21 protein-coding genes and 1 riboswitch are annotated in these 24,185 nt (G+C 58.9%); of the genes, 8 read left to right on the top strand and 13 right to left on the bottom strand.

What is annotated here, in order from left to right; translation table 11 throughout:
• Positions 1 to 9: 9 nt before the first annotated feature.
• From ACSSNI_RS01935 to ACSSNI_RS01920, 4 genes are all read right to left on the bottom strand, one after another.
• Positions 10 to 627: a YqiA/YcfP family alpha/beta fold hydrolase gene (locus ACSSNI_RS01935; RefSeq protein WP_200639873.1), complete on the bottom strand. Its 618-nt coding sequence runs from the start codon at positions 625 to 627 to the stop codon at positions 10 to 12.
• 133 nt (positions 628 to 760) lie between these two features.
• Complete coding sequence (gene cpdA, locus ACSSNI_RS01930; RefSeq protein ID WP_200639874.1) at positions 761 to 1,576, bottom strand: 3',5'-cyclic-AMP phosphodiesterase; 816 nt, start codon at positions 1,574 to 1,576, stop codon at positions 761 to 763.
• A 155-nt stretch (positions 1,577 to 1,731) separates the two neighbouring features.
• Positions 1,732 to 2,178: a DUF1249 domain-containing protein gene (locus ACSSNI_RS01925; protein WP_200639875.1), complete on the bottom strand. Its 447-nt coding sequence runs from the start codon at positions 2,176 to 2,178 to the stop codon at positions 1,732 to 1,734.
• Positions 2,175 to 2,792: an NUDIX domain-containing protein gene (locus tag ACSSNI_RS01920; RefSeq protein ID WP_102837507.1), complete on the bottom strand. Its 618-nt coding sequence runs from the start codon at positions 2,790 to 2,792 to the stop codon at positions 2,175 to 2,177. Before ACSSNI_RS01920 ends, ACSSNI_RS01925 begins: the two co-directional genes overlap by 4 nt.
• On the opposite strand from ACSSNI_RS01920, the gene ACSSNI_RS01915 reads away from it, so the two are divergent.
• Together ACSSNI_RS01915 and ACSSNI_RS01910 are read left to right on the top strand one after the other, a co-directional pair.
• Positions 2,791 to 3,021, top strand: coding sequence for a hypothetical protein (locus ACSSNI_RS01915; RefSeq protein ID WP_200639876.1), 231 nt, complete (start codon positions 2,791 to 2,793; stop codon positions 3,019 to 3,021). The two genes, ACSSNI_RS01920 and ACSSNI_RS01915, sit on opposite strands and share 2 nt — an antisense overlap.
• Positions 3,021 to 3,749: an RsiV family protein gene (locus ACSSNI_RS01910; RefSeq protein ID WP_200639877.1), complete on the top strand. Its 729-nt coding sequence runs from the start codon at positions 3,021 to 3,023 to the stop codon at positions 3,747 to 3,749. The genes ACSSNI_RS01915 and ACSSNI_RS01910 overlap by 1 nt, the downstream gene beginning before the upstream one ends.
• Here the strand turns inward: ACSSNI_RS01910 and cytX are convergent.
• Together cytX and thiC are read right to left on the bottom strand one after the other, a co-directional pair.
• On the bottom strand, positions 3,715 to 4,983 hold the full coding sequence (gene cytX / locus ACSSNI_RS01905) for a putative hydroxymethylpyrimidine transporter CytX (RefSeq protein WP_200640687.1): 1,269 nt from the start codon (positions 4,981 to 4,983) through the stop codon (positions 3,715 to 3,717). The genes ACSSNI_RS01910 and cytX overlap by 35 nt on opposite strands.
• Positions 4,984 to 5,358: 375 nt before the next feature.
• Positions 5,359 to 7,239: a phosphomethylpyrimidine synthase ThiC gene (gene thiC / locus ACSSNI_RS01900; protein WP_102837564.1), complete on the bottom strand. Its 1,881-nt coding sequence runs from the start codon at positions 7,237 to 7,239 to the stop codon at positions 5,359 to 5,361.
• A gap of 103 nt (positions 7,240 to 7,342) precedes the next feature.
• A riboswitch (TPP riboswitch) is annotated at positions 7,343 to 7,449 on the bottom strand.
• Positions 7,450 to 7,644: 195 nt separating this feature from the next.
• On the opposite strand from thiC, the gene ACSSNI_RS01895 reads away from it, so the two are divergent.
• The gene (locus ACSSNI_RS01895) at positions 7,645 to 9,096 is read left to right on the top strand and encodes a TolC family outer membrane protein (protein WP_148925343.1); all 1,452 of its coding nucleotides are present in this window, start codon (positions 7,645 to 7,647) and stop codon (positions 9,094 to 9,096) included.
• Positions 9,097 to 9,245: 149 nt separating this feature from the next.
• Here ACSSNI_RS01895 and waaA read toward each other — a convergent pair whose 3' ends face one another.
• A complete protein-coding gene (gene waaA / locus ACSSNI_RS01890; RefSeq protein ID WP_200639878.1) occupies positions 9,246 to 10,514 on the bottom strand; it encodes a lipid IV(A) 3-deoxy-D-manno-octulosonic acid transferase in 1,269 nt (422 codons plus the stop codon).
• 144 nt (positions 10,515 to 10,658) lie between these two features.
• Here waaA and ACSSNI_RS01885 point away from each other — a divergent pair, with 144 nt between their 5' ends.
• The 4 genes from ACSSNI_RS01885 (at position 10,659) to ACSSNI_RS01870 (ending at position 13,968) form a co-directional block, all read left to right on the top strand.
• Positions 10,659 to 10,991, top strand: coding sequence for a DMT family transporter (locus tag ACSSNI_RS01885; protein WP_200639879.1), 333 nt, complete (start codon positions 10,659 to 10,661; stop codon positions 10,989 to 10,991).
• 68 nt (positions 10,992 to 11,059) lie between these two features.
• A complete protein-coding gene (locus ACSSNI_RS01880) occupies positions 11,060 to 12,232 on the top strand; it encodes an NAD(P)/FAD-dependent oxidoreductase (protein ID WP_200639880.1) in 1,173 nt (390 codons plus the stop codon).
• Positions 12,232 to 13,044 carry an aldo/keto reductase gene (locus ACSSNI_RS01875; RefSeq protein WP_267908339.1) on the top strand — a complete coding sequence of 271 codons (813 nt, stop codon included), beginning with the start codon at positions 12,232 to 12,234 and terminating at the stop codon, positions 13,042 to 13,044. Before ACSSNI_RS01880 ends, ACSSNI_RS01875 begins: the two co-directional genes overlap by 1 nt.
• 36 nt (positions 13,045 to 13,080) lie before the next feature.
• Entirely contained in the window at positions 13,081 to 13,968 is an 888-nt protein-coding gene (locus ACSSNI_RS01870) for a metal ABC transporter ATPase (protein WP_200639881.1), read from the top strand.
• 49 nt (positions 13,969 to 14,017) lie between these two features.
• Here ACSSNI_RS01870 and hldE read toward each other — a convergent pair whose 3' ends face one another.
• Positions 14,018 to 15,439 (bottom strand): bifunctional D-glycero-beta-D-manno-heptose-7-phosphate kinase/D-glycero-beta-D-manno-heptose 1-phosphate adenylyltransferase HldE, encoded by a 1,422-nt coding sequence (gene hldE, locus ACSSNI_RS01865; protein WP_148925348.1) that lies wholly within the window; start codon positions 15,437 to 15,439, stop codon positions 14,018 to 14,020.
• Positions 15,440 to 15,551: 112 nt separating this feature from the next.
• Positions 15,552 to 17,369 (bottom strand): lipid A export permease/ATP-binding protein MsbA, encoded by a 1,818-nt coding sequence (gene msbA, locus ACSSNI_RS01860; protein ID WP_200639882.1) that lies wholly within the window; start codon positions 17,367 to 17,369, stop codon positions 15,552 to 15,554.
• A gap of 115 nt (positions 17,370 to 17,484) precedes the next feature.
• Here msbA and ACSSNI_RS01855 point away from each other — a divergent pair, with 115 nt between their 5' ends.
• Positions 17,485 to 19,314 (top strand): O-antigen ligase family protein, encoded by a 1,830-nt coding sequence (locus ACSSNI_RS01855; protein WP_200639883.1) that lies wholly within the window; start codon positions 17,485 to 17,487, stop codon positions 19,312 to 19,314.
• A gap of 209 nt (positions 19,315 to 19,523) precedes the next feature.
• On the opposite strand, the gene ACSSNI_RS01850 is transcribed toward ACSSNI_RS01855, so the two are convergent.
• The 4 genes from ACSSNI_RS01850 to ACSSNI_RS01835 are packed head-to-tail and all read right to left on the bottom strand — an operon-like array spanning position 19,524 to position 24,168.
• Entirely contained in the window at positions 19,524 to 20,384 is an 861-nt protein-coding gene (locus tag ACSSNI_RS01850) for a glycosyltransferase (RefSeq protein WP_200639884.1), read from the bottom strand.
• Entirely contained in the window at positions 20,377 to 21,513 is a 1,137-nt protein-coding gene (locus ACSSNI_RS01845; protein ID WP_200639885.1) for a glycosyltransferase, read from the bottom strand. Before ACSSNI_RS01845 ends, ACSSNI_RS01850 begins: the two co-directional genes overlap by 8 nt.
• Positions 21,513 to 22,427 (bottom strand): glycosyltransferase family 2 protein, encoded by a 915-nt coding sequence (locus ACSSNI_RS01840; protein WP_159967002.1) that lies wholly within the window; start codon positions 22,425 to 22,427, stop codon positions 21,513 to 21,515. Before ACSSNI_RS01840 ends, ACSSNI_RS01845 begins: the two co-directional genes overlap by 1 nt.
• Positions 22,414 to 24,168, bottom strand: coding sequence for a carbamoyltransferase family protein (locus ACSSNI_RS01835; RefSeq protein WP_200639886.1), 1,755 nt, complete (start codon positions 24,166 to 24,168; stop codon positions 22,414 to 22,416). The genes ACSSNI_RS01840 and ACSSNI_RS01835 overlap by 14 nt, the downstream gene beginning before the upstream one ends.
• Positions 24,169 to 24,185 lie beyond the last annotated feature (17 nt).

Raw genomic sequence — 24,185 nt, 5'->3', positions numbered from 1 at the left:
GTGATGTCCTTATAAATCGGAAAAATCGACGTCTGCAAACAGGGCCGGATCGAAGCCGGCAAACGCCAGCAAGGCAGGAAGCCGCTCGGCAAACCCCTGGAAACCATGATCGCCACCGGCCTGGATGCGCACCGCACAGCCCCTGTAGTAATCAGCCGCATGGCGGTAATCCAGCGTTTCGTCACCTGTCTGCAACCAGACCTGGTAGCGCTCGGCATCTTGCGGCGATGGCACCTCCAGCTCGGCCAGTGCGGTGACATGGTCTTCGGTCAGATCCCAAACCTCGCCGCTGTAGAGGTTGGTTTGGGGGCCGAGATAACCATCGAAACGGCAATGAGGCGTAACGGCCGGATTGATCAGCAGGGCCTTGAGGCCGTGTCGTTCGGCGAGATGCGTTGCATAGTATCCGCCGAGGGAGCTGCCGACCAGCAGCGGCCGCCCCAGCTCTGCAATCGCCGTCTCAAGCTGCGCAATGGCCTGTCGTGGATGATGATGCAACGCCGGCACCTGCAGCGAGTCAGTTCGGTCCAGCCGACCCAGCGCTGCTGTCAGCTGGCTGGCCTTATGCGACAACGGTGAGCTGTTGAGGCCATGCATATAGAGAATGGTGGGCTGTACGCGAGGCATGCTGATTCGCTGGACTGACAAAGGATGGGAAGGCTACAAGGCGAGGCGCGCACGCTGCAAGCCGCCAGGGAAGCCCGAGACCAATCAGTGTGGGACTGCGTCAGCTACAAACGCCTTCACAGACCTGCGAAGATCAATACCCTTTGACGCAGTAATCGACTACGAAGTCGATGCCAACCACTCGCGAAACACCGGTATCGAGCGAGCCGTCAGCGTACAGCCGCAACCAGCGGTAGCCGGGCGCAAGCGTATCGACTTGAAAGTCTTCGCTGCCGGGCGCGAACTGCACACCGGTAGATGGAGTGGCTAGCAGGCGAACACCACGACGCTCGCTATCGAACGCCTGATGGATGTGCCCCCAGAGCAGCGCTTTGACGCAGCTGAAACGGTCAAGCACTTCGAACAGCGCCTCACGGTTGTGCAGTCCGATACTGTCCATCCAGCGGCTGCCAATCGAGACCGGGTGATGGTGCAGGCAGACCAGATGAGGTCGGTCCGGTGCCTGCTGCAGGGTTCTTTCCAGCAAGGCCAATTGCTCGTCACTGAGCATGCCGAAGACCGCGCCCGGCACCAGCGTATCGAGCATGACGACCCGCCACGCACCGATATCAAGCACTGGCGCCATCATATCGCTGCCACGGGTCGCCTCTTGCATCGGGGCTAACTCGTCATGGTTGCCTGGACACCAGCGAACCGGCGCGTCGATACGCTCGGACAACTGGCGAAACCGCTTATAGGAGGCAAGGGAGCCGTCCTGGGAAAGATCGCCGGTCGCCAGCATCAGGTCGATACGCGGCTGCTCATCGAGAACCAGATCGACGACGCGCTGCAGACTCTCAGCCGTATCCATCCCCAATAGCTTGCCGCCTGCTTCGGCGAACAGGTGACTATCGGTCAGTTGTACGAGCAATACCGAGTCGTTTTCAACAGTGAGCGGCGCAGCAGCCAAGACCCGTCTCCTTTGGCGAAATCGCAGAAGAATTATGGTGGCTGGGAGTTGCAGGGGTAAACCGCGCGATGCGGGCATGCATCACAGAACCGCTTGGGAGCATCACAGAATCAATAGCACAACGCCAGCATCAGTTCAGGCGTGCACTGTTCCGCTTAAAGCACAAACTCAAGCTCATGACCGCAAGCCAGGCAGTGACCGAGCCATTCCCCGAGGAACAGGTTGAGCTGATTTTTTTCGTCTGGCTGATGCATTTGCGCGTTGGGATAGCTATAGATGCCGCGGAAACGCCGGGCGTTCTCGGCGCCAATCACTTCAGCCATACGCGCATCATGGTAGACACGCACGTCCATCTGCGGCACTGGCAACCAGGGCAGACAGTCCTGCTGACTGATCTGAACGGTGGTGGTGTAGGGGCAGCTCTCGGTGACAGTCAGCACCAGCACGCCGAGCAGTCGGTCCCCTTGGCTCATGGCGATCCGACGTGTGTCCGGGCGGTTGCGCATCTCCGGAAGCAAACGCATCAGACGCAGATAATTTGCCTCGCAGGCCGCCTGAAGTTCCAGCAGGTCGACGCGGTATCGCTCGCGGGTTCGCCTCATATCCATGCCTCCCTGATTTCGCTGCGGTTCAACGCCAGCCACTGCAGCGCGATGATCGTCGCCGCGTTATCGATCCGGCCATCGCGCAGCGCCTCCAATGCTTCATCAAGAGACCACACCGCTGCTCGGATGTCTTCACCCTCCTCTTCCAGCCCGAACACGCCGCCAGCGCCAACACTGCTACAGCGTCCAACGTAGAGATGTATGCGCTCGGTGCTGCCTCCTGGCGAAGGATAGTAAACAGACACCGGCCAGAGCTCGCCGAGCTCCAGGCCTGCCTCTTCCACCGACTCCCTGCGCGCCACCTCTTCAGGCTGTTCGTCCTTATCGATCAGGCCGGCCACCGTTTCCACCAACCACGGGTTGTCGCCATGCGCCATGGCGCCGACACGAAACTGCTCGATCAATACGACCTCGTCGCGCTGAGGATCATAAGGAAGCACGCAGACGGCATCGTGCCGAACAAACAGCTCGCGCTCGATCTCGGCGCCCATGCCCCCTCGGAACAGACGATGGCGAAGGCGGAAGCGGTCAAGGTTGTAAAAGCCACTGAAGCAGCGCTCGCGGCTGATGATCTCGACATCGTCGGCGCCTGCTTTGAAAATATCGTTCATGCACTACTCACATATCGGGTTGTTCCAGCACCTGCCGGCGCCGAAAAAAGGCTGCAACCGTCACAGCGTGAGCGGTCTCTCTGCTGCCATCCTAGCGCGCCGCTTGCTCGGGCGCAGCCCTTTGCAGACCACTCGCATGAAGGAAGATGCCCAGCTGGCGATTCTCGAACTTCGCTCCGCCCACGCACTCGAACCCGCACTGAAGCCGCCGCAGGAGCCAATCCATTGATGCCACTTCGCAATGCCATCGTCTTAACAGCGTTCAGCCTGCTCATAGGTGGTTGCCAACACTTCGGTGGCGAGCCGCCCGTAAACGTTCGCCAGATCCTCAGCGAGCAACGTCCGACCAGCTGCCCTGAGCGAGACGATAGCTGCCCCTTGGTGAACATAGATACTCAGCTGTTTGAAAACGAGCCCGCACTGAACGCGCTGATCGACCAGCGGTTGCGCGAGATGACGGTAGTCAGCCCGGATGCTCAGGTCCCGGCGTCACTCGAGGGCTATCAACAGACCTTCCTGCAAGACGCGGAACCCGGCTGGAGCAGCTACCTTCAAGCCAAGTTGCGTGAGCAGCATGGGCCGCTGCTGGTGGTGGAGCTTTCGAGCTATATACACACCGGCGGCGCTCACGGAATGCCCGGGCGCGGCTTCATCAATTACGACCGAGAGCAGGACCGTGAGCTGAAGCTTGCCGATGTTGTACTGCCCGGAAAGGAAGGCGCTTTCTGGCGTGTCGCAGCGAAGGCGCACCAGCAATGGCTGCAAGTCAACGAGCACGACGCCGCTTTCAGCCGCCAATGGCCCTTCCAGCGGACCGCCAACATTGCGCTGCTACAAGACAAGGTGCTGCTCAAATATGACGTCTACAGCATCGCGCCGTATTCGAGCGGGCACCCTGAACTGGAGATTGCGTACCGCGAGCTCAACGGGATACTGAAACCGGCCTACCTGCCGTAGCCCCGCCAAAACGACTCAACACCAGCAGCAACCCGCCGGAGAGGAACAGTGCCGGCAGGCTGGCACCAATTTCCGGCCAGGCGTTTGCCAGCAAATGGTAGACGGCCGCACCGCAGCCCCACGCCAGCAACGTCTCCCAGCGCAACATCGTACTGGCCACCTGCAGCCGGCCGCGCCTCCTGAGCAGGTAGTGATCCACCAGCACCACACCAAACAACGGAGCGAACACCGAGCCGATCAGCAGCAGGAAGTTCTGGTACTCCGCCAACGGTGCGAACCAGGCGATCAAGGTACACAGCGCACCAATGGCCAGCGCCAGCCGCTCGACCTTGAACGGCAGCAGCAGGCCAACCGAGACCGCAGCGGAATGGATGTCGGCAAAAGCATTCTCCGACTCGTCCAGCAGGATCAATAGCAGCGGGATCCCCAGGCCAGCACCGGCGAGCGCCAACAGCAGGGCGTTAACCTCACCGCTGTCAGCAAAGGCCAGGGTATAAGCAACACCAAGGCTCATCAGCCAGACGTTACCCACAAAAAAGCCCAGCACGGTGCCGCCGAAAACGCGCCGCGCCGCCTTACCGAAGCGCGAGTAGTCTGCGATCAGCGGAAGCCAGGACAGCGGCATAGCGATGGCAATGTCGAAGCCCAGCGCAAACGGCAGCGAGCCGTCACCCTGACGTGCCCACAGCGCCTGGAGATCGGCCTTGTCGAACAGGTTCCAGGTCAGCCAGACGCAGGCGCCGAGCAGCAACCATATGCCCCATTTGCGCAGAATCTTACGGACGAAGGTCAACGGGCCGGTGATTGCCAGTAGCGTCGCCAGCGCACCGAAGAACAACGTCCAGAGTGCGGGGTTGACCCAACCGCTTTGCTCGCCAAACGCCCGCGCAGACAGCACGCTTGCCGCATCGCGCATGACAATGATCTCGAATGCGCCCCAGCCGACCAGCTGAACCAGATTCAACAAGGCCGGGAGCACCGCGCCGCGGTCACCCAGTGTTCGCTTCAGATTGGCCATTGAGGACAATCCTGTGTCGCTGCCGATCACCGCAACCGCCCCGAGCAATATCACGCCGACCGCAGTGCCGCTGAGGATGGCCAGCAAGGCGCCGCTCATGCCCAGGCCCGGCGCCAGCAACGCGCCGAGTTGCAACACCATCAGGCCGACGCCCAGCGAGAACCACAGGGAGAACAGATCACGCCCACCGAATACACGGTGCTCAGCGGCGATCATCTGATGCGGGGAATAACGACCTAGAATGTTCACATTGTTATCTCAGAGAAACCGGTTGCCCGGCACAACCGTGAGCACGATTTTTCGCCTCACGAAAAGGAAAACCAGCAGCGATCCGAAGATGACGCCGAAGGCTTATCTGCTTCAAATAGAGAGGTACCGATTGGCCGCCGAATCATTTCGGCAGGACCGGTTGGTCGATGGGTGTAAAAGGCTCCGCCGTTTTCCACCCTACAGTTGGGCCATGCAGCTGCCCCCCCCGGCGTGACCGCACCGCGATAAGCGGTTAGGCCCGACTCTGCTGTGTCGTAGGGTGAATCACGCTTCATCGATCCACCCTACTACACAGCCACCGGAGTGATGGCAAACCGGCCGCTACACCTGCTTGTAGATTACCGAGCCTTCATCCTTGAATCGCGAGGACTGCTCCTTGAAGCCGGCCTCGATCGCTTTTTGCTCATCAGTCAGCCCGTTCTGCGACGCGTATTCGCGCACTTCCTGGGTGATCTTCATCGAGCAGAACTTCGGCCCGCACATGGAGCAGAAATGCGCGACCTTGGCCGAATCCTTCGGCAGGGTCTCGTCATGGAAGGCGCGTGCGGTGTCCGGGTCGAGGCCGAGGTTGAACTGGTCTTCCCAGCGGAATTCGAAGCGCGCCTTACTCAAGGCATTGTCGCGAATCTGCGCGCCCGGATGGCCTTTGGCGAGGTCCGCGGCGTGTGCCGCGATCTTGTACGTGATGATGCCGGTCTTGACGTCATCCTTGTTCGGCAGGCCGAGGTGCTCCTTCGGCGTGACGTAGCAGAGCATGGCGCAACCAAACCAGCCGATCATGGCCGCACCGATGCCCGAGGTGATGTGATCGTAGCCGGGCGCGATGTCGGTAGTCAGCGGGCCGAGGGTGTAGAACGGCGCCTCATCGCAGCATTCCAGCTGCTTGTCCATGTTCTCCTTGATCATCTGCATCGGCACGTGGCCAGGGCCTTCGATCATGCACTGCACGTCGTGCTTCCAGGCGATCTTGGTCAGCTCACCGAGGGTTTCCAGCTCACCGAACTGCGCGGCGTCATTGGCGTCGGCAATCGAGCCGGGACGCAGGCCATCGCCCAGCGAGAAGCTGACGTCGTAGGCCTTCATGATTTCGCAGATTTCCTCGAAGTGGGTGTAGAGGAAATTCTCCTGGTGATGCGCCAGACACCACTTGGCCATGATCGAGCCGCCGCGGCTGACGATGCCGGTCACGCGCTTGGCGGTCAGCGGTACATAGCGCAACAGCACACCGGCGTGGATGGTGAAGTAGTCCACGCCCTGCTCGGCTTGCTCGATGAGCGTGTCGCGGAACAGCTCCCAGGTCAGGTCTTCGGCCACGCCGTTGACCTTCTCCAAAGCCTGATAAATCGGCACGGTCCCGATCGGCACCGGCGAGTTACGGATGATCCACTCGCGGGTTTCGTGGATGTGCTTGCCGGTGGACAGGTCCATCACGGTGTCCGAGCCCCAGCGAATGCCCCAGGTCAGCTTGGCGACTTCTTCTTCAATCGAGGAGCCCAGCGCCGAGTTGCCGATATTGCCGTTGATCTTCACCAGAAAGTTACGCCCGATGATCATCGGCTCCAGCTCGGTGTGGTTGATGTTGGCGGGGATGATCGCGCGGCCGCGGGCCACTTCGTCACGCACGAACTCGGCGGTGATCTCCTTCGGGATCGACGCCCCGAAACTCTGCCCGGCATGTTGCTCGGTGAGCAGGCCGGCGGCGCGCGCTTCCTGCAGCTTCATGTTTTCGCGGATGGCGATGTATTCCATCTCGGGCGTGATGATGCCCTGACGCGCGTAATGCATCTGGCTGACGTTCTTGCCCGGCTTGGCGCGGCGCGGATTGCGCACATGGGCGAAGCGCATCTTGGTCAGCTCGGCATCGGCCAGGCGCTGCTGGCCGAACTGCGAGGTCAGGCCGTCAAGCAGTTCGGTGTCGCCACGGTCATCGATCCAGGCCGAGCGCACGTCGGCCAAGCCTTTCCGCACATCGATGGTCACGCTCGGATCGGTGTAGGGACCGGAGGTGTCGTACACCAGCACCGGCGCGTTGATCTCACCGCCGAAATCCGTGGGTGTGACGTCGAGACTGATCTCGCGCATCGGCACGCGGATGTCGGGTCGCGAACCTTGCACATAGATTTTCTGCGAACGCGGAAAAGGCTGGATCGACCCCTGGTCGACCTGGGCTGATTCACTCAGGTTTTGTTGTTCTGCACGCATCAGGCTGGCTCCTCGAAAGTTGTCGGGGCGAACCTGAAAAACACGGCGGATAAAGGGCATCGGGCGCGCCGGAACTGGCGCCGAGAGAGCTTGCCGGAACGACTGGCGAGCACATCTTGTTCCCTACGCAGGCCTTAACCTGATCAGGTTCAACGGGATCCGGAACTTTCCGATCTCAGCCTTCGCTTCAAGGCACCCCGACAAGAACGGGGCCGAGTCTAATCAAGACTGACCGGGAATACCATGCCGATGGCAAGCGCCGCGACCGTCGGGTCACATCCCTCCCCGCCCACCCTGCTGCCTGATCGCCTCCAACAAGGTCCCGAACACCCTGCTCAAGCGCCTTGACCGCCCGCATGACCACGCATAGCCTTGCCCATCACTTCGCTTCAGGGAAAGACGCACATGCTGCGCAGACTCACGCTGGCACTCGCCGTGACCGCCGCCTCGTCCGGGCTGACCTGTGCCCAGACAGCGCCACCGCTTTCCGCTCGGACCGACCTGGTCAGCGTCTACCGACAGGCCGTTGAGAACAACGCCGACCTTGCGGCGGCTCGCGCGCAGTTCCAGGCGATCCAGGAAGTCGTGCCCCAGGCCCGTGCCGGTTTGCTACCGAACCTCAGCGGCGGCGCGGAGCTCAGCAATACGCGCACCGATGTCGATACATCCATGGGTTCGCGTTCGCTGTCACGCAGCGGCACCGTCTATCAGGCAACCCTCAGCCAGCCGATCTTTCGCCCTGAACGCTGGTTCCAGTTACAGGCGGCTGAGGCCATCAGCGAACAGGCCGCGCTGGAGTATTCAATCGCCGAACAGGATCTGATTCGCCTGACCGCGCAAGCCTACTTCGCCGTATTGCGCGCCCAGGACAATCTTGCCGCGGCCAAGGCCGAAGAGTCAGCTTTTCAGCGCCAGCTCGACCAGGCCAATGAGCGTTTCGAAGTTGGCTTGTCCGACCGGACGGATGTTCTGGAAGCACAAGCAGGCTTCGATACCGCACGCGCTAACCGGCTGCTCACGCAACGGCAAGTGGACGATGCGTTCCAGGCCCTGTTTACCCTGACCAACCGCGAATACCTGGCTCTGGAAGGCATTGAGCACAGCTTGCCGGTGCTGCCGCCCATTCCCAACGACGCCAGCGCCTGGGTCAACACCGCCACGCAACAGAACCTCGACCTGCTGGCCAGTAATCAGGCCGTCAACGCTGCCGAGGAAACGCTGCGCCAGCGCCGTTCGGGTCATGCCCCAACACTCGACGCCGTGGCGCGTTACAGCAAGGGCGACAACGACAGCCTGGGGTTCACCAATACGGGTAGCGAAGCGGTGACCGGTATCCCGCGCTACACCGGTGATGTCGAGCAGCGCAGCATCGGGCTGCAGCTGAACATTCCACTTTATAGCGGCGGCCTGATCAGCTCTCAGCGCCGCGAAGCCTTCCATCAGCTGACCCAGACCGAGCAACAGCGCGAAAGCTTGCGTCGCCAGGTGGTCGAGACCACGCGCAACCTCTATCGGGCGGTGAATACCGATGTGGAGCAAGTGCAGGCGCGGCGGCAATCGATCGTTTCCAACCAGAGCGCGCTAGAAGCCACCGATATCGGCTATCAGGTCGGTACTCGCAACATTGTCGATGTGCTCGACACGCAACGCCGCCTGTTTGCTTCGGTGCGTGACTACAACAATGCCCGCTACGACTACATCATCGACAGCCTGCGCCTGAAACAGGCGGCCGGCACACTCAACCCCGGTGATCTGGAAGATCTGCAGCGGTATCTGAAAACCGACTACGACCCGGATACCGATTTCCTGCCGCCGGACCTGTCTGAGAATTTCGCCCGCCCGGTGCGCATCGATTAGTCGTGGCGAACCGGCCCAATACTCTAAGGCGGATCGAGGCACGCCATGATCGGGCCCAAAAAGGGCCTGATCTACAACCGGTTCAGCGCGGGGTCTAGCGGACACTCGTGGCCGACAGGGCGGAATCAGCCAAACAGCCTGACGCCTCGCTACTTGAGCAAGGCACCCAACCCCTCTAGCAAACGCCCAAGCGCGCCCTGATTGTTCTTCAGGACCTTCAGGCCTGCGCTGCGTGCCTTTTCGACGCGCTCGGAGTCGTTCCAGAACAGCTCTATCGCCGATGCCAGTTCAGGCGCATTGCTGACTTCAGCAAGTGCGCCTGCATCACGCAGCTGCGCGGCAATATCAAGGAAGTTGAACAGATGTGGCCCCGTCAGGACCGGCTTGCCCAGCGCGGCTGGCTCCAGCAGGTTGTGGCCACCCGTAGGCACGAGGCTGCCACCGACGAAAGCGACATCGGCCAAGGCGAACAGAAACAGCAACTCCCCCATGGTGTCGCCAAGCACCACTTGAGTCTCGGGCTTCGGCAGCTCAGCGAGGGACCGGCGAACCGTGCTGAAGCCCTGCTTGCCACACAACTCATACACCGAGCGAAAGCGCTCAGGATGGCGCGGCACCAGGATCAACAGCGCATCGGGGCGTTCAGCCAGAATCAATCGATGCGCCGCAAGCAGAATCTCGTCTTCACCCGTGTGGGTGCTGGCACCGATCCAGATCGGTCGCGACATGGCATCCCACTGCTGACGGAGTTGCGAAGCGCGCTCGGGCAGCGCCGGATCAATATTCAGGTCGAACTTGATCGAGCCGGTGACCTGCACGCTCTCCTCACGAGCACCTAGCTTTCGAAATCGTGCGGCCTCGGCATTGGTCTGCACGGCGATCAGGCTCAGTTCGGCCAACATCGGCGCGGTCAGCCGGGCGAAGCGTGCATAGCCGCGCGCTGAACGCTCAGACAGGCGCGCGTTGGCCAGCGCTACAGGGATGCCCCGCTGCGCACATTGATGAATATGGTTAGGCCATAACTCGGTTTCCATCACCACCGCCAGCTTTGGCTGCAGGCGTTGCAGAAAGCGAGCCGCTGCCCACGGTAGGTCATAGGGCAGATAGCAGTGCTGCACCCTGTCGCCGAACAGCGCCTCGATGCGTTCGGAGCCCGTCGGGGTCATGCAGGTCACGGTGATCGGCAGCAATGGATAGCGCTCCATCAGCGCCCGAATCATCGGTGCCGCAGCAATGCTTTCGCCGACCGACACCGCATGCACCCAGATGCCACCCGGCTGGAACGCCGGAAGCCCTACAGCGAAGCGCTCGCCGATTCGCGCGCCATAAGCCGGCGCTCGACGAGCACGCCAGAACAGACGCGCAAACACCAGAGGCAAGGCGAGATGAAACAGCAAGGTATAGAGGGCACGATTCATGGGCGCGGAGCTTAGCAAAGCGTCGGACGCAACGGCCACAGCGAAGCGCAAAGCGAAATCCGCTACCGTTGCGCAGAACTTGCCCGTTCCGCGGGAGCCGAATGAACGCAGCGCAGACCGGCACTGCCCTCAACCGGAGACCGTATGACTGGCTATTTCTATCTCGCCATCGCTATCACCGCCGAGGTGATTGCCACCACCTCCATGAAGTCGCTGGCTGGCTTCAGTCGCCCGCTACCGCTGTTTCTGGTGATCGCGGGCTACAGCCTCTCATTCTGGATGCTTGCTTTGGTGGTCAGGACCATACCGGTGGGCATTGCCTACGCCATCTGGGCAGGCCTCGGCATCGTCTTGGTGAGCATCGCCGCAGCAGTAATCTATCAGCAGAAGCTCGATCTACCGGCGGTGCTAGGCATGGCGCTGATCGTCGCTGGCGTGGTGGTGATCCAGTTGTTTTCCGGCAGTACTGGGCACTGAGCCGGAACGACTGATGTTCAGGGGTGAGCGGTTATACTGCGCGCCTGATTTCTCCAAGAGGTCCCTCCATGTCCGAGTCACTGAGCACCGATGTTCTGATCGTAGGCGGCGGAGTCGCCGGCCTGTGGCTGAACGCACGCCTACGCCGACTGGGCTATTCGACGCTGCTGGTGGACAAGGGTGTGCTCGGCGGCGGACAAAGCGTCAAGTCTCAGGGCATCATCCACGGCGGGACCAAGTACGCATTGAGCGGCGCGTTGACCGGCGCATCGGAAGCCATCGCCGACATGCCACGACGCTGGCTCGAGGCGCTTGCCGGCAACGGCGAGCTGGACCTCTCAGGTGTACGCCTGCTATCGGACGCTCACTATTTATGGTCGCCAGGCACCTTGACTGGCAACCTCACCAGCTTTTTCGCCAGCAAGGCCGTCCGGTCGCGTGTCGGCCAGGTCAAGGGCGGTGAGCTGCCCCCAGCGCTCCAGGATCCGCGTTTCAAAGGCAAGGTCTACCGCCTCAGCGAGCTAGTGCTGGACGTGCCCAGCCTGATCCAGCGGCTCGCAGAGCTGTCGGGCCCAGGCCTGCTGAAAGCCGAGCGAATCGAACCTCTAAGGGAGAACGGCGAGTTGACCGGGCTAATTGTCGACGGTCGCTCGATCCGAGCTCAACGCGTAGTCCTGACTGCCGGCGCGGGCAATGCCGAACTGCTGAGTGCGCTGGGCCTCGCTCAGCCTGCGATGCAGAAGCGCCCGTTGCACATGGTCATAGTCAAGGCGCCGACATTGAAGCCGCTGTATGCACATTGCCTGGGCGGCGGTTCCAAGCCGCGCATTACGGTAACCAGCCACCCCGCTGCCGACGGCGAATGGGTGTGGTACCTGGGCGGTGACCTGGCCGAAGCCGGCGGGGTTGCGCGCGATGAAGCGTCGCAGATTGCCGCCGCGAAGAACGAGCTGGCCGAGCTGGTTCCCTGGATCGACCTGTCGGCAGCCAAATGGGCCACGCTGCGTATCGATCGGGCCGAGCCTGCGCAATCCGCACTGGCCAGACCGGATAACGCCTTCCTCGCCGAACAGGGGCGCCTGCTGGTGGGCTGGCCGACCAAACTGGCGCTGTCCCCAGACTTCACCGATCGGGTCGAGGCCGCATTGATCCGCGACGGCATCCAGCCCCACCCCTTGACGCCACTGCCCGAGTTGCCGCGCCCCGCGATTACTGGGCCGTTCTGGGAAGGGTTGGTCTGATGGAAACCACCCTTCATGCCTTGCACCGCCCGCTGGGCAGCACCGGCTTGAATGTATCGCCATTGGGATTGGGCACGGTCAAGCTGGGCCGTGATCAAGGCGTGAAGTACCCCAGCGGCTTTCGCATTCCCGACGATGCACAGGCGCGTCACTTGCTCGATCTGGCGCGGGATCTCGGCATCAACCTGATCGATACCGCCCCCGCCTACGGCGTCAGCGAACAGCGCCTGGGCCCGCTATTGCTGGGCCAACGCGACCATTGGGTGGTGGTCAGCAAGGTCGGCGAGGAGTTCGTCGACGGTCAATCGCTGTTCGATTTCTCGCCGGCCCACACCCGTTTTTCCGTCGAGCGCAGCCTCCAGCGGCTAAAGACCGACCGTATCGATCTGGTGCTGGTGCATTCGGACGGGCGCGACCTGGACATCCTGCAGAACAGCGGCGTTTACGAAACCCTCGCCGAGCTCAAGCGCGAGGGGAAGATTCTTGGCTACGGCCTGTCCGGCAAAACCGTCGAAGGCGGCCTTTTTGCCCTTGAGCAGGGCGACTGTGCGATGGTGACCTACAACCTCAACGAGCAGGCCGAACGGCCAGTGCTCGACTACGCTCAGGCAAACGCCAAGGGCATCCTGGTCAAGAAGGCGCTCGCCAGCGGCCATGTTTGCCTGCAGCCAGACGAGGACCCCGTACGGCTCAGCTTCGAGCTGTTGTTCAGTCATCCTGGCGTCGGCGCGGCAATCATCGGCACCATCAACCCGCAACACTTGTCAGCTAACGTAGGTACCGCCGCATCCGTTTTATCCCAACAACAATAAATGGCCAGACGGCCGCCGACTGCCAGGAGGAGCCGAATGCCGCGCGTACTGATCCGCAAGAACCCGACCGCCTTCAAGACGCTGCCGCTGCTCGTCGAAGCCAGCCCGGAAGGCTTGCGCTACCAGAGCCTTGGGCGTCCGCTGAACTTCAGCGAGATGCTCGAACGTCGCCGACCGGTAGCCGTGGACGATCCGAGCCGCTTCAATATCGAACTGGCTAACCTCGGCGTCTCGGTACGCCTGACGATCTGCTGGCAGGGCCAGGAGTACTGGGTACTGGTGCGCCAGCAACGCCAGGACAGAGGCGACGTGGTACTCAAGCTGATTTCCGGCTACGTACCGGCCCACGAACTCAGTCTGCCTCTGCTTACCGCGATTCAGGAAGTTGCTGAAGAATGTTTGCTGGAAACGCCTGAGGGTTGGCTCGCCGGGCGCTTCGGGGACACTTGGCTACCGGCTCCCTATCAGGGCAGCCTGCGCTATCGGGAGGCTGTGCATTTCAACCTGGCCTCGCTTTCAGGCTCGGCGAGACCGGTGCAATGCGGCCAGATGACCTTGATGGAGCGCCCGCGAGCCTATGTTCATCTGCCAACGGCTTCCCTGCAGTTGGTGTACGACATGCGCTTCGATCTACCGAAGGAAACCCGAGAGCTCAGCCTGTTTCATGTCGATGAACGGCTGGAAGACGGCAAGCTCGTCGCAGAGCTGTCCCGCAGCAGGCCCGACCTTTATCTGGTCCCGCTGCTGCAGGGGCGTCCGACCGCCGCGTTGTACACCCTGCGCAAAGGGCAGCCCGTACCGGCCAGCACGCGCGGGCTGTGGCTGTCGGAAAGCTTTGCAGGCCAGGAGGAATGGGTGGTGCGCGAAGAGCGAATCACTTGGCGCGACTGGATCAAGACCCTCGCCGTGGCAGCATCCGGTTGATTTGAACTGGAAAGGCTGCCCAGCCTGGTCGGCTGGGCAGCGGCCAGGCTTAGCGCTTGCGGATTTTTTCTACAATGGCCGTAGTAGAGCTGTTCTCGACCAACCCCAACACCTTGACCTCACCGCCATAGGCGGTGACCAGGTCCGCACCGACAACCTGATCGACACCGTAATCGCCGCCCTTGACCAGCACATCCGGCTTGACCTCGGCGAGCAGATTTTCAGGTGTGTCCTCCGCGAAAGATACAACCCAATCGACCGCGCCGAGCCCAGCCAGCACCGCCATGCGCCGATCAACCGAGTTGATTGGCCGGCCCGGCCCCTTCAGACGACTCACCGACCCATCGTCATTCACTGCGACGATCAAGCGATCCCCTTGAGCGCGGGCTTGCTCCAGATAGGTAACATGCCCGGCGTGCAGGATGTCGAAACAGCCATTGGTAAACACGATCTTCTCGCCTTCGGCGCGCGCATCTTCTATCGCGGTGAGCAACTGCTCGAGCGTCATTACCCCACGCTCGGAACCTTCCTCGCGCTGCACTGCTCGGCGCAATTCAGGGGCGCTGATGCAGGCGGTGCCCAGCTTGCCGACCACGATACCGGCGGCAAGATTGGCCAGTGCGACCGCTTGCGGCAGCTCCTCTCCAGCAGCAATGGCCGCCGCTAACGTCGAAATCACCGTATCGCCAGCGCCAGTGACATCGAATACTTCACGTGCGCGGGCCGGCAGGTGCAGCGGTGAATGCTCCGGACGCAACAGCGTCATGCCGTGCTCGCCGCGGGTCACCAAGAGGGCACCAAGTTCAAGGTTGTGCATCAGCTCGGCGCCCTTTGCGACCAGTTCGGCCTCGTCCGAGCAGTGACCGACAATGGCCTCGAACTCACCGAGGTTCGGCGTAATAACCGAAGCGCCGCGATATATTTCGAAGTCCTTCCCTTTAGGGTCAGCCAGCACCGGAATGCCACGCTTGCGCGCGGCCTGGATCAGCGACTGGTGATTGCGCAGTGCGCCTTTACCATAGTCGGAAAGAATCAGCACCTTCACGCCCAGCAACAGCTGCTCGACGTCGCGCAGCAACGCGGCCGGATCGGTGTCGAACGGCTCTTCGAAGTCCATCCGCAACAGTTGCTGGTGCCGGCTCATCACCCGCAGCTTGATGATGGTCGGCTGATGCTCGATGGATTGAAAGTGTGCCTGCACACCAGCTGCAGCCAGGCTATCAATCAGGCTTTGGCGGGCTTCATCCACGCCCGTGACACCAACCAGTGCGGCCGGCGCACCTAATGCCGAGATGTTAAGAGCCACGTTGGCGGCGCCACCCGGCCGATCCTCTACCTGCTCGACCTTGACCACCGGCACCGGCGCCTCCGGCGAAATCCTCGACGTGCCGCCATGCCAGTAACGATCGAGCATGACGTCGCCAACCACCAGGACGGAGGCTTGGTCAAAACGGGGCATGGACAGTTTCATGAGGGCTCCGGGGCAAAAAAACGCGCGATCATAACATGACGAACCGCCCAGGCCGGCGCAGCGCTGGCTTGAGCGGGCATGGCAAGCATCGGCCTTGGCGCGCAATGCCCGCTTATGCCGATTCATCGCTCCTGAATTGTGTTTCGTGCAAGCGGGAGTATGGGCCGTTGGTCAGGAGCAGTTGCGCATGGGTGCCACGCTCCACAATGCGACCTTGCTCCATCACCAGGATCAGATCGGCCTTCTCGATCGTGCTTAGCCGATGGGCGATGACCAGCGTGGTACGCCCTGCCATCGCATGATCCAGTGCACCCTGAATATGCCTCTCAGACTCTGTATCCAGCGCTGACGTAGCCTCGTCCAGAATCAGAACCGGTGCGTTCTTCAGCAGCGCGCGGGCAATGGCCAGACGCTGGCGCTGCCCACCGGAAAGCAGCACGCCATTCTCACCGACAGGAGTATCGTAGCCCTGAGGCATCTGCTGAATAAATTCATCGGCATAGGCATCGCGAGCGGCGCGCTGGATATCCTCGAGCGGGGCGCCCGCCAGGTCGCCATAAGCGATGTTGTTGGCGACCGTATCATTGAACAGTGTGACCTGCTGAGTGACTAAAGCGATGTGCCTGCGCAGATTGCGAAGGGTGTAATCCTCGATCTCCATACCGTCGAGCAGGATCTGCCCACGATCATGGTGGTAGAAGCGCGGAATCAGGTTGGCCAGGGTCGACTTGCCACTGCCCGACCGCCCAACCAGCGCCACCATCTGCCCAGGCTCGACGTTGAAACTGACGTCGTGCAGCACCTGCTTGTCCGTACCTGGATAGACGAAGCTCAGGTCGCTGACGTCCAGTTTTCCGGTTACTTTCTCGCGCTCGAACGTGCCCTTGTCGACTTCTGGCGACTCGTCGAGTTGCTCGAAAATACTTTCTGCTCCAGAAACGCCTTTCTGGATCGTAGAACTCACCTCTGAGAGCTGCCGGATGGGTTTGGGCAGCAAACCGGCAAGCGTAATGTAGGCGACCAGATCACCCGCCGACGCGTCTCCACGCATGTACAGCACCAGGAACATCAGCACTGCCATCGCGCTGTAAATTACCAACTGCAATGTAGGGGTGTAGACCGCATTGGTCTTGACCATGCGCAGCTGCTTGCCGGTGTTGTCGCTACTGGCATCAAAAAATCGACTCTGCTCATACGACTCGCCACCGAAGCTACGCACCACCCGGTAACCTTGAATCGTCTCGGACGCCACATGGGTGACGTCACCCATCGCGACCTGAATCTTCTTGCTCTGCTTGCGAAACTTCTTGCTGGCACTGGATACCATTACACCGATGAGTGGCAGAATCGCCACCATCACGAGCGTCAGCTTCCAGTTCATCCACAACAGCGTGGCGAACAAGAAGATCACGGTCATGCCCTCCCGCACCACTACCTTTATCGCGTCCGTCGCGGCACCGGTCACCATCGTCACGTTATAGGTAATACGCGAAATTAGATGGCCGGAGTTGTGGCTATCAAAGTAGCGGTTAGGCAAGACGAGCAGGTTGTTGAATAGCGACACCCGCAAATCATGCACCAAGCCCAGAGAAACGCGGGCAAGAAAATAGTTGCCCAAGAAGGAGCCTAGGCCTTGCATGATGGCAATCAGCACGATCAACAGTGGGACGGCTTGCAAAAGCTTGAGGTCTGCCAGCCAAGCCTGACCGTTTAGGTAAGGCACCTGAGCAAAAAAACTGCCGTCCGGATTGTTCAGCCCATCCACAAAGAACTTGAGGATATAGCCGAGCATCGGCTGGGTAGAGGCAAAAATCAGAAAGCCCAAAATGCTGAGGCCGAATAACCCCACATAGGGCTTCACATAGCCAAGCAGCCGAAAATAAATGGTCACGCTTGAAGTCTGGCTCTCGCTAGAGCGGTTATCAGGCATACGTCCACGCGTTAACGTTTGAAGAGACGCGAGAGATTACCATACAGCCGTGGCTGCCTCGGTCCGGGCTAATGCATTACTATGCTGGGCTTTTAGCAATAGCCGAAGTATTCCTGTGATTCGATTAGCCCACTGTACTCGCTGGCTGGATGCGTTCGTCGCCGGCCGCTTGCTTATAGCTGGTTATGTGGTGTTGTTGACCGGCTTGTTCTGGGTAAACGACACCAGCTCATACACCAAGCTCTACTACGCGCTGCTGGCCGCGCCCACGCTAATCGTTATGCTTGCCAAACCTCAGTATTGGCGAATGCTGATTCGTGAACCTATCGTGATGGCGTTTCTCGTCATGGCCGCGTGGCTATTGTTGAGTCTTTCCTGGACTCAGACTGAAGATGACCCAAGCAGTCTCGCCAAACGGCCGTTATACGTATTCATGATGTTCGCTGCCTGCGCCATCATCGCGCTGAAGGATCAGCAAAGGTTATTAAAAGCGCTACGCATTGCAGCCATGCTGGCGGCGGCAGCAGCCATGGCGGGCTTGGCAATTTTTCTGTCAAGGAATGACGGCGGCCGCATGATCGGCACCGGAGCCCTGTCCAACCCCCTTCTGTCGTCTCATGTATACGGTTTTTTTTGTGCTTACTGGATGGCCGTATGGCTGACGGATCGCGACGGCCCATCTTGGCTTCCCATCATGTTCGCGGCGCCACTAATAGCGGCCTTGCTGGCGACGGGTTCACGAACCCCCTTAATGGCGCTGGGTATGGTGAGCATCTGGATGGCGGCTTTAGGAGGGCGGCGGGCACTCTATTTGGTAGCTGCTATGGCTTTTATCGTCATATCTGGATTCTTACTGAGGCCAGACGTATTGCTACAACGGGGTTTGTCATTCCGACCTGAACTATGGGGCGAAGCCATACGCCAGGCGTCTGAGCACCCATGGGTCGGTCACGGCTACGGCGCTGAGTTCACATTCACGATAGCAGGGCTCGGACGTACCTTAAGCGATCCACATAATGTTGAACTGGCAGTGCTCCTAGAGCTCGGAATAGTCGGTTTAACCCTTTGGCTAGTCATGTATGCGATTGCGCTTGTACGCTGCCTGAACAAACAAGCATGCCTCCAGCTGGCATCCGCACTGGCGGTGTACGGACTGGCTGCCGGCCTTACTGAAGGCAGCAATTTCCTATCTCGCCCGAACGAAAATTGGTTTCTTATCTGGATACCGCTTTCGTTCATCGCCGCACTCTCCATCAGCCTGCGTCAAAAGGGGCCACTGCTCAATGCCCTAACTGAGGAACAGTTCAACCACTTACTGCAAGGTGCGGATGTAATCGAAGCAGACGGCCATGGGGTAAAGGTCGCGAAACTTGCGGACGGCACATACCTGAAACTGTTTAGGCGCAAGCGCTTTTTTTCAACTGCACTTTGGGCGCCTCCATCGCGCCGGTTTGCAAGTAACGCACAGCACTTACTACTACTGGGCGTGCCAGCACCAGCAGTAAGTAAGCTCATACAAATTAAGACGTCAAAGGTCGATGGCGTTCTATACCTGCCCCTTCCAGGCGATACGCTACGCAACCGCTGGAGAGCCCTAACCGATGCCGAGCGGGAATTAGAAATAGAAGCATTTGGAGCCTTTCTCGGACACCTTCACCAACTAGGGATTTATTTTCGCTCGCTGCATCTGGGTAACGTCATCAAGCTGCCGGACGGAAGTTTTGGCCTGATTGACGTATCCGACATGTCGATCAGCAACGAACCGCTTAAGCCTTGGAAGCGTCGCCGTAACCTAACCCATATGCTGCGCTATGGAGAGGATAGTAACTGGCTAGCGGTACAGCACATCTCCTCTTTGACGGAAGGCTATGCGGAACATTGCGGTCAAAGAGCCGCCCTGAAGCTGAACCAACAACTCAACCGGCTCGTTCATGCCACCCAGTGACTCGATATTACTGCAAAGCGAAAAGATGCTTGCCATCATCGCACGGGCATAGGGCTGGATCCATCAGTTAACCTGCGATGCCCTCTCGCCTGCTGCCCGGCAAGAACGCAGTGGCGACTTGATTTTTCCGAAATGGAAAACCCAAGTCGCCACTGCGTTGTGCGATTTCGCCAACACTATATGGAGCGCCTAGGCTGAAGTTTTCACGCTTAGCCAAAAACCAAACGCACCAAGCCACGTATTGTCTTTCCGTTCCAGAAGCGTACTGGCAGTTGCCGCAGCAATTCCCGCGAAAGCTGCTTATCGTCACGGGCGCTCTTTAGCACCATGGAATTTAAAAACTTTGCGCAAGCGCTTGGATAATCTGGATGATCACTGAAGCATGCGTAAGTTGCCATGACTTGCTCCACCATGAAGCGCCGGTCCTTATAGGTGTTGGCTCCATGTACTCGGTATTTGGCCAGAACCTCGCTTAGCACATCGATGAAATAGCCTGCATAAGCGATTTTTAACTCGACCTGTAAATCTTCGAGACGAATTGTCGGATCAAACCCACCCACAGCTTGCAAAGCTTCGCGACGAAACAACAAGGTAGGTGCTGGCGGCCCATCTTCAAGAGCGTTAAACATTGAATTGAAATCGAGTCGACGAAATGGCCTCGCACGGCACCGCTTCTGAATGAGATTTCCTTGCGCATCAATCGTTTTAATATTGCCTGCACATATCCCGACTTCGGGCTTACCTTCCATATAGGCGACCTGTGTCGCTATACGTTCTGACAACATCACATCGTCTGAGCCCAGCGGCGCAATCAAACTCCCTTTTGCACGGGCAATACTCTCGTTTAGCGTCCTAGAAAGCCCTTGGTTCGGCTGAACTCTGAAATCAAACCCGTATTTTTCATGTAAGCGCCGAATACGCTCCACACTGTCATCCTTGGACCCATCATCTACAACCAGCAATTCGATGTTCGGATAGGTTTGCTCAATAACACTAAGAATGCTTTCCTCGATATACGGCGCATGATTATAAGAGGCAATTATTACCGTCACCAAAGGGAGTTCAGTCATGGCACGACCTATTCAGCATATCTTCTAATAGCTCTCGATATTGCTTCCGAAAATCATCGATAGCATGTGCCCGGCAAAGATAATCATATGAGTGCCGCCCTTCTTGCACACGCTCATTTTCTGACAGCGACATAACTTCACGCAGTCGCTCCGCCAACACCAAGGGTTTGCCTACTGGATACGTACGCCCGCCGCTATCTTCCAAGATAGGTCGCATGCTATCGATATCAGAGCCTATAACTGGCAACCCGGCACTCATTCCCTCGAGCAATGCGAGTGGCAAGCCCTCACTAATCGAAGACATCACAAACACGTCGTATGCTTTGACAAATTGCAATGCATCATCACGCGACCCCAGCAAACGCACTCGCGCCTCCACGCCATGAGCGCGGATGAAAGCTTCTAGCTCCTGACGTGAGCGCCCTTCGCCGATAATGGCAAGCAGCGCTTTAGGAAACTCATCCTTTATCTCGACAAACGCTTGCAGCAAGTGGATGTGCGCCTTTACCGGCACCAGTCGGCCTATTGTTCCAATTACAAATGCGTCTTGAGGTAAATCGAGTAGCTGACGCGCATGCGACTTAGGATGTTGCAAGCGCTCGGCACGGGATATATCGATGGCATTATTGATCTGGCGAACATTTTCCGGACTGCCCGCGCCGCTTGCGATTAAATCATTGTAGACCGCTCGAGACACGCCAACTAACCGCCAAGCTTTATTCATTAATAACCGCGACTCCCACCGACGATATGCACGATCATATTCGCCAAGACCATGTAAAACCCCAATACAGACAGGAATGCGCAAGAAGCGGTTGAGCAACATCATCATATTGATGGGTTTGAAGCGATGCGCAACGACGGCATGGTAATTTTGAGCACGGCAGTGCTTGTAGAGCCTCCATAGCGCGTTGACACGCAGCCCCTTAGTCGAGGCACTACTCAGACCAAAATACTCCGAGCGCACCGCCCTGCTCTCAGGTTCGCCGGGCTCTGGACCACCACGCAGGAAAACAGTGGTCACCTCGTATATATCGCTTGGTAGCCCCTGGATTATCTGCTCAGCTAAATCAGAGGCATTCACGTTAAAGCTATTTTGCAATTGTAAGACTTTTATTTTCGTCGCCATCAGTAATGACCCAACCACAACCGGAACGCTTTACGAACATAAGAGCCATTCAATACAACACGCCAATCATGCCGTAATGCTGTTTGGAAGTATGATTTAGCAGCCTCAACGTCACCTGCCAGATAGGCACTTCGAAACAGCGACAAACAGCGCTGAACAAAGAACTCATTTCTCAGCGCCTGAAATTCTTTACCCAGTCGTTGCGGGGAAAAAACCTCATCTACGAGAGCCAGCCCTCCGGATTTTGCATGACTAAATTGATGACGAAGACTGTCGTCGTGCTTGTGGATCAAGGCCAAAGGCTCAGCTAAAACGGTGCACGGATAATTAGCCAACACTTGGCTAAATACGGGAATATCTTCGGCGCTACGAAACCGCTCTGGGTAGTCCCCGCGAGAAAAGACTTCTCGGTGCATCGCACAAGCGCCGTTGGAGAGCGCGATATGCTTGCCCAGCAGGTAGCCTCGAAGCCGTTCCACTGGCGTATTGGGCAGGGCCTGGGGCAGATGAACACGGCGCTTACCGGTATCTGAGATGGCGCAATGCCCACCAATTACCATGCGGGCATGCCCATGCTCGGCAATATGTCTAGCGAGCAACCCCAAAGCGCCAGGCGCCAGCTCATCATCCGCATCGAGAAAAATCAGATAGGTCCCACGTGCTTCGCGGATGCCACGGTTGCGCACTGATGCCGCACCGCCATTTTCCTTGCGCAATGATCGGAATTGCGGCCGGGCTGCTAGTAATGCTTCGATTATTACTGGCGTATCATCAGTTGAACCATCGTCGATTACGATAAGTTCAGCTGAAGCTTCATCCAGTTGAACGAGCACCGACTCAACAGCACGAGGTAACGTTGCCGCATAGTTGTAAGCAGGGATAACGACGCTTATCAGCGGTTCATGCACCGTCATTCCTACCCATCCCATCTTTGACCACCAACACATCTTCCATGATCAAATACTGCAAGTCCGATCCGTAGAACATGTTCAATGCATCCGTCGGTGAGCAGATCATTGGCTCGCCGCGACGGTTGAGAGAGGTGTTCAGCGACACGCCGTTACCGGTGAGTTTTTCCAGCTCCAGCATCAGATCGTACCAGCGTGGATTATGGCGGCGTTCCAGGACCTGGGCGCGCGAGGTGCCGTCCTCATGCACCACTTCACCGACGCGGTCTTTCCAGCCCTCGTTGACCTCGAAGGTGAAGGTCATGAACGGGCTAGGATGGTCGACCTTGAGCATCTGAGCTGCAACGGTATCGAGCATGGATGGGCAGAATGGCCTCCAGCGCTCGCGGAACTTGATTTGCTCGTTAATCCGGTTGGCCACACCAGGAACGCTCGGGCAACCAATAATCGAGCGGCCGCCAAGCGCGCGCGGGCCGAATTCCATACGCCCCTGAAACCAGGCCACCGGATTGCCGTCGACCATGATCTGCGCGATTCGCTGCGGCATGTCGTCGATCTGCTGCCAAGTCGGCTTGCTCGGATGGCGCGCGCATGCTGCGATGATGTCTTCGTTCGAGTAAGAGGGCCCGAGGTAGACATGCTCCATTTTCTCGACAGGCACGCCCCGTTGATGCGAGACATATGCCGCCGCGCCTACCGCCGTTCCTGCATCGCCTGAAGCGGGTTGGACGAAGAGCTCTTTGACCTCGTCCCGGGCGATGATCTTCTGGTTGAGTTTGACGTTCAACGCACAGCCACCCGCGAAGGCGATCTTGCCGGTTTCGCGGATGATGTCGCCCAGGTAGTGATCCATCATCTGCAGCGCCAGCTTCTCGAACAAGGCTTGCATGGCAGCGGCATAGTGGATGTAGGGGTCGTCGGCGATATCGCCTTCGCGCTTAGGCCCCAGCCACTCGATCAGTTTGGGAGAGAAGTAATAGCCCTTGCCCTTTTCCTTGTAGCGGCGGAAGCCGATCACGTTGGCGTAATCAGTATTGATGACCAGCTCGCCATTCTCGAATTTGGCCAGGCGCGAAAAATCATACTTGGCGGCATCGCCATACGGCGCCATGCCCATGACCTTGAACTCGCCATCGAGCATCTCGAAGCCAAGGAATTCGGTAATCGCGCCGTAGAGCCCACCAAGCGAATCCGGATCGTAGAATTCTTTTATCTTATGGATGCGGCCATTCTCGCCGTAGCCGAAAAACGTCGTGGCGTACTCACCCTTGCCGTCGATACCCAGGATTGCTGTTTTCTCGGTGAAACCGGAGCAGTGATAGGCACTCGATGCATGGGCCAGATGATGTTCAACCGGCTCGATTTTTATCTTCTTCAGATCGAATCCCAGTTGCTGCAGGCACCACTGGATTCGCTTGTGGTAGCGCTTGTAGCGGCGATTACCAAACAGAATGGCATCTAGCGCTCGATCCGGCGCGTACCAATAGCGCTTGGCGTAATGCCAGCGAGCTTTCTCGAGGATGCTGATCGGTGCAAACGGAATGGCGACCACATCGACATCGGCAGGTTTGATACCAGCCTGCTCCAGGCAGAATTTTGCTGATTCGTAGGGCATACGATTTTTCGCATGCTTGTCGCGTACGAAACGCTCTTCCTCGACGGCAGCGATCAGCTTGCCGTCGATATAAAGGGCGGCGGATGGGTCATGACTGAGGGCGCCGGAAAGGCCGAGAATTGTCAGTGCCACTGTAAAAAGCCTCTTGA

Source organism: Stutzerimonas tianxiuensis (assembly GCF_053470365.1).
Note: the sequence above shows the minus strand (reverse complement) of the source record. Positions and strands in the feature narration are given on the sequence as shown.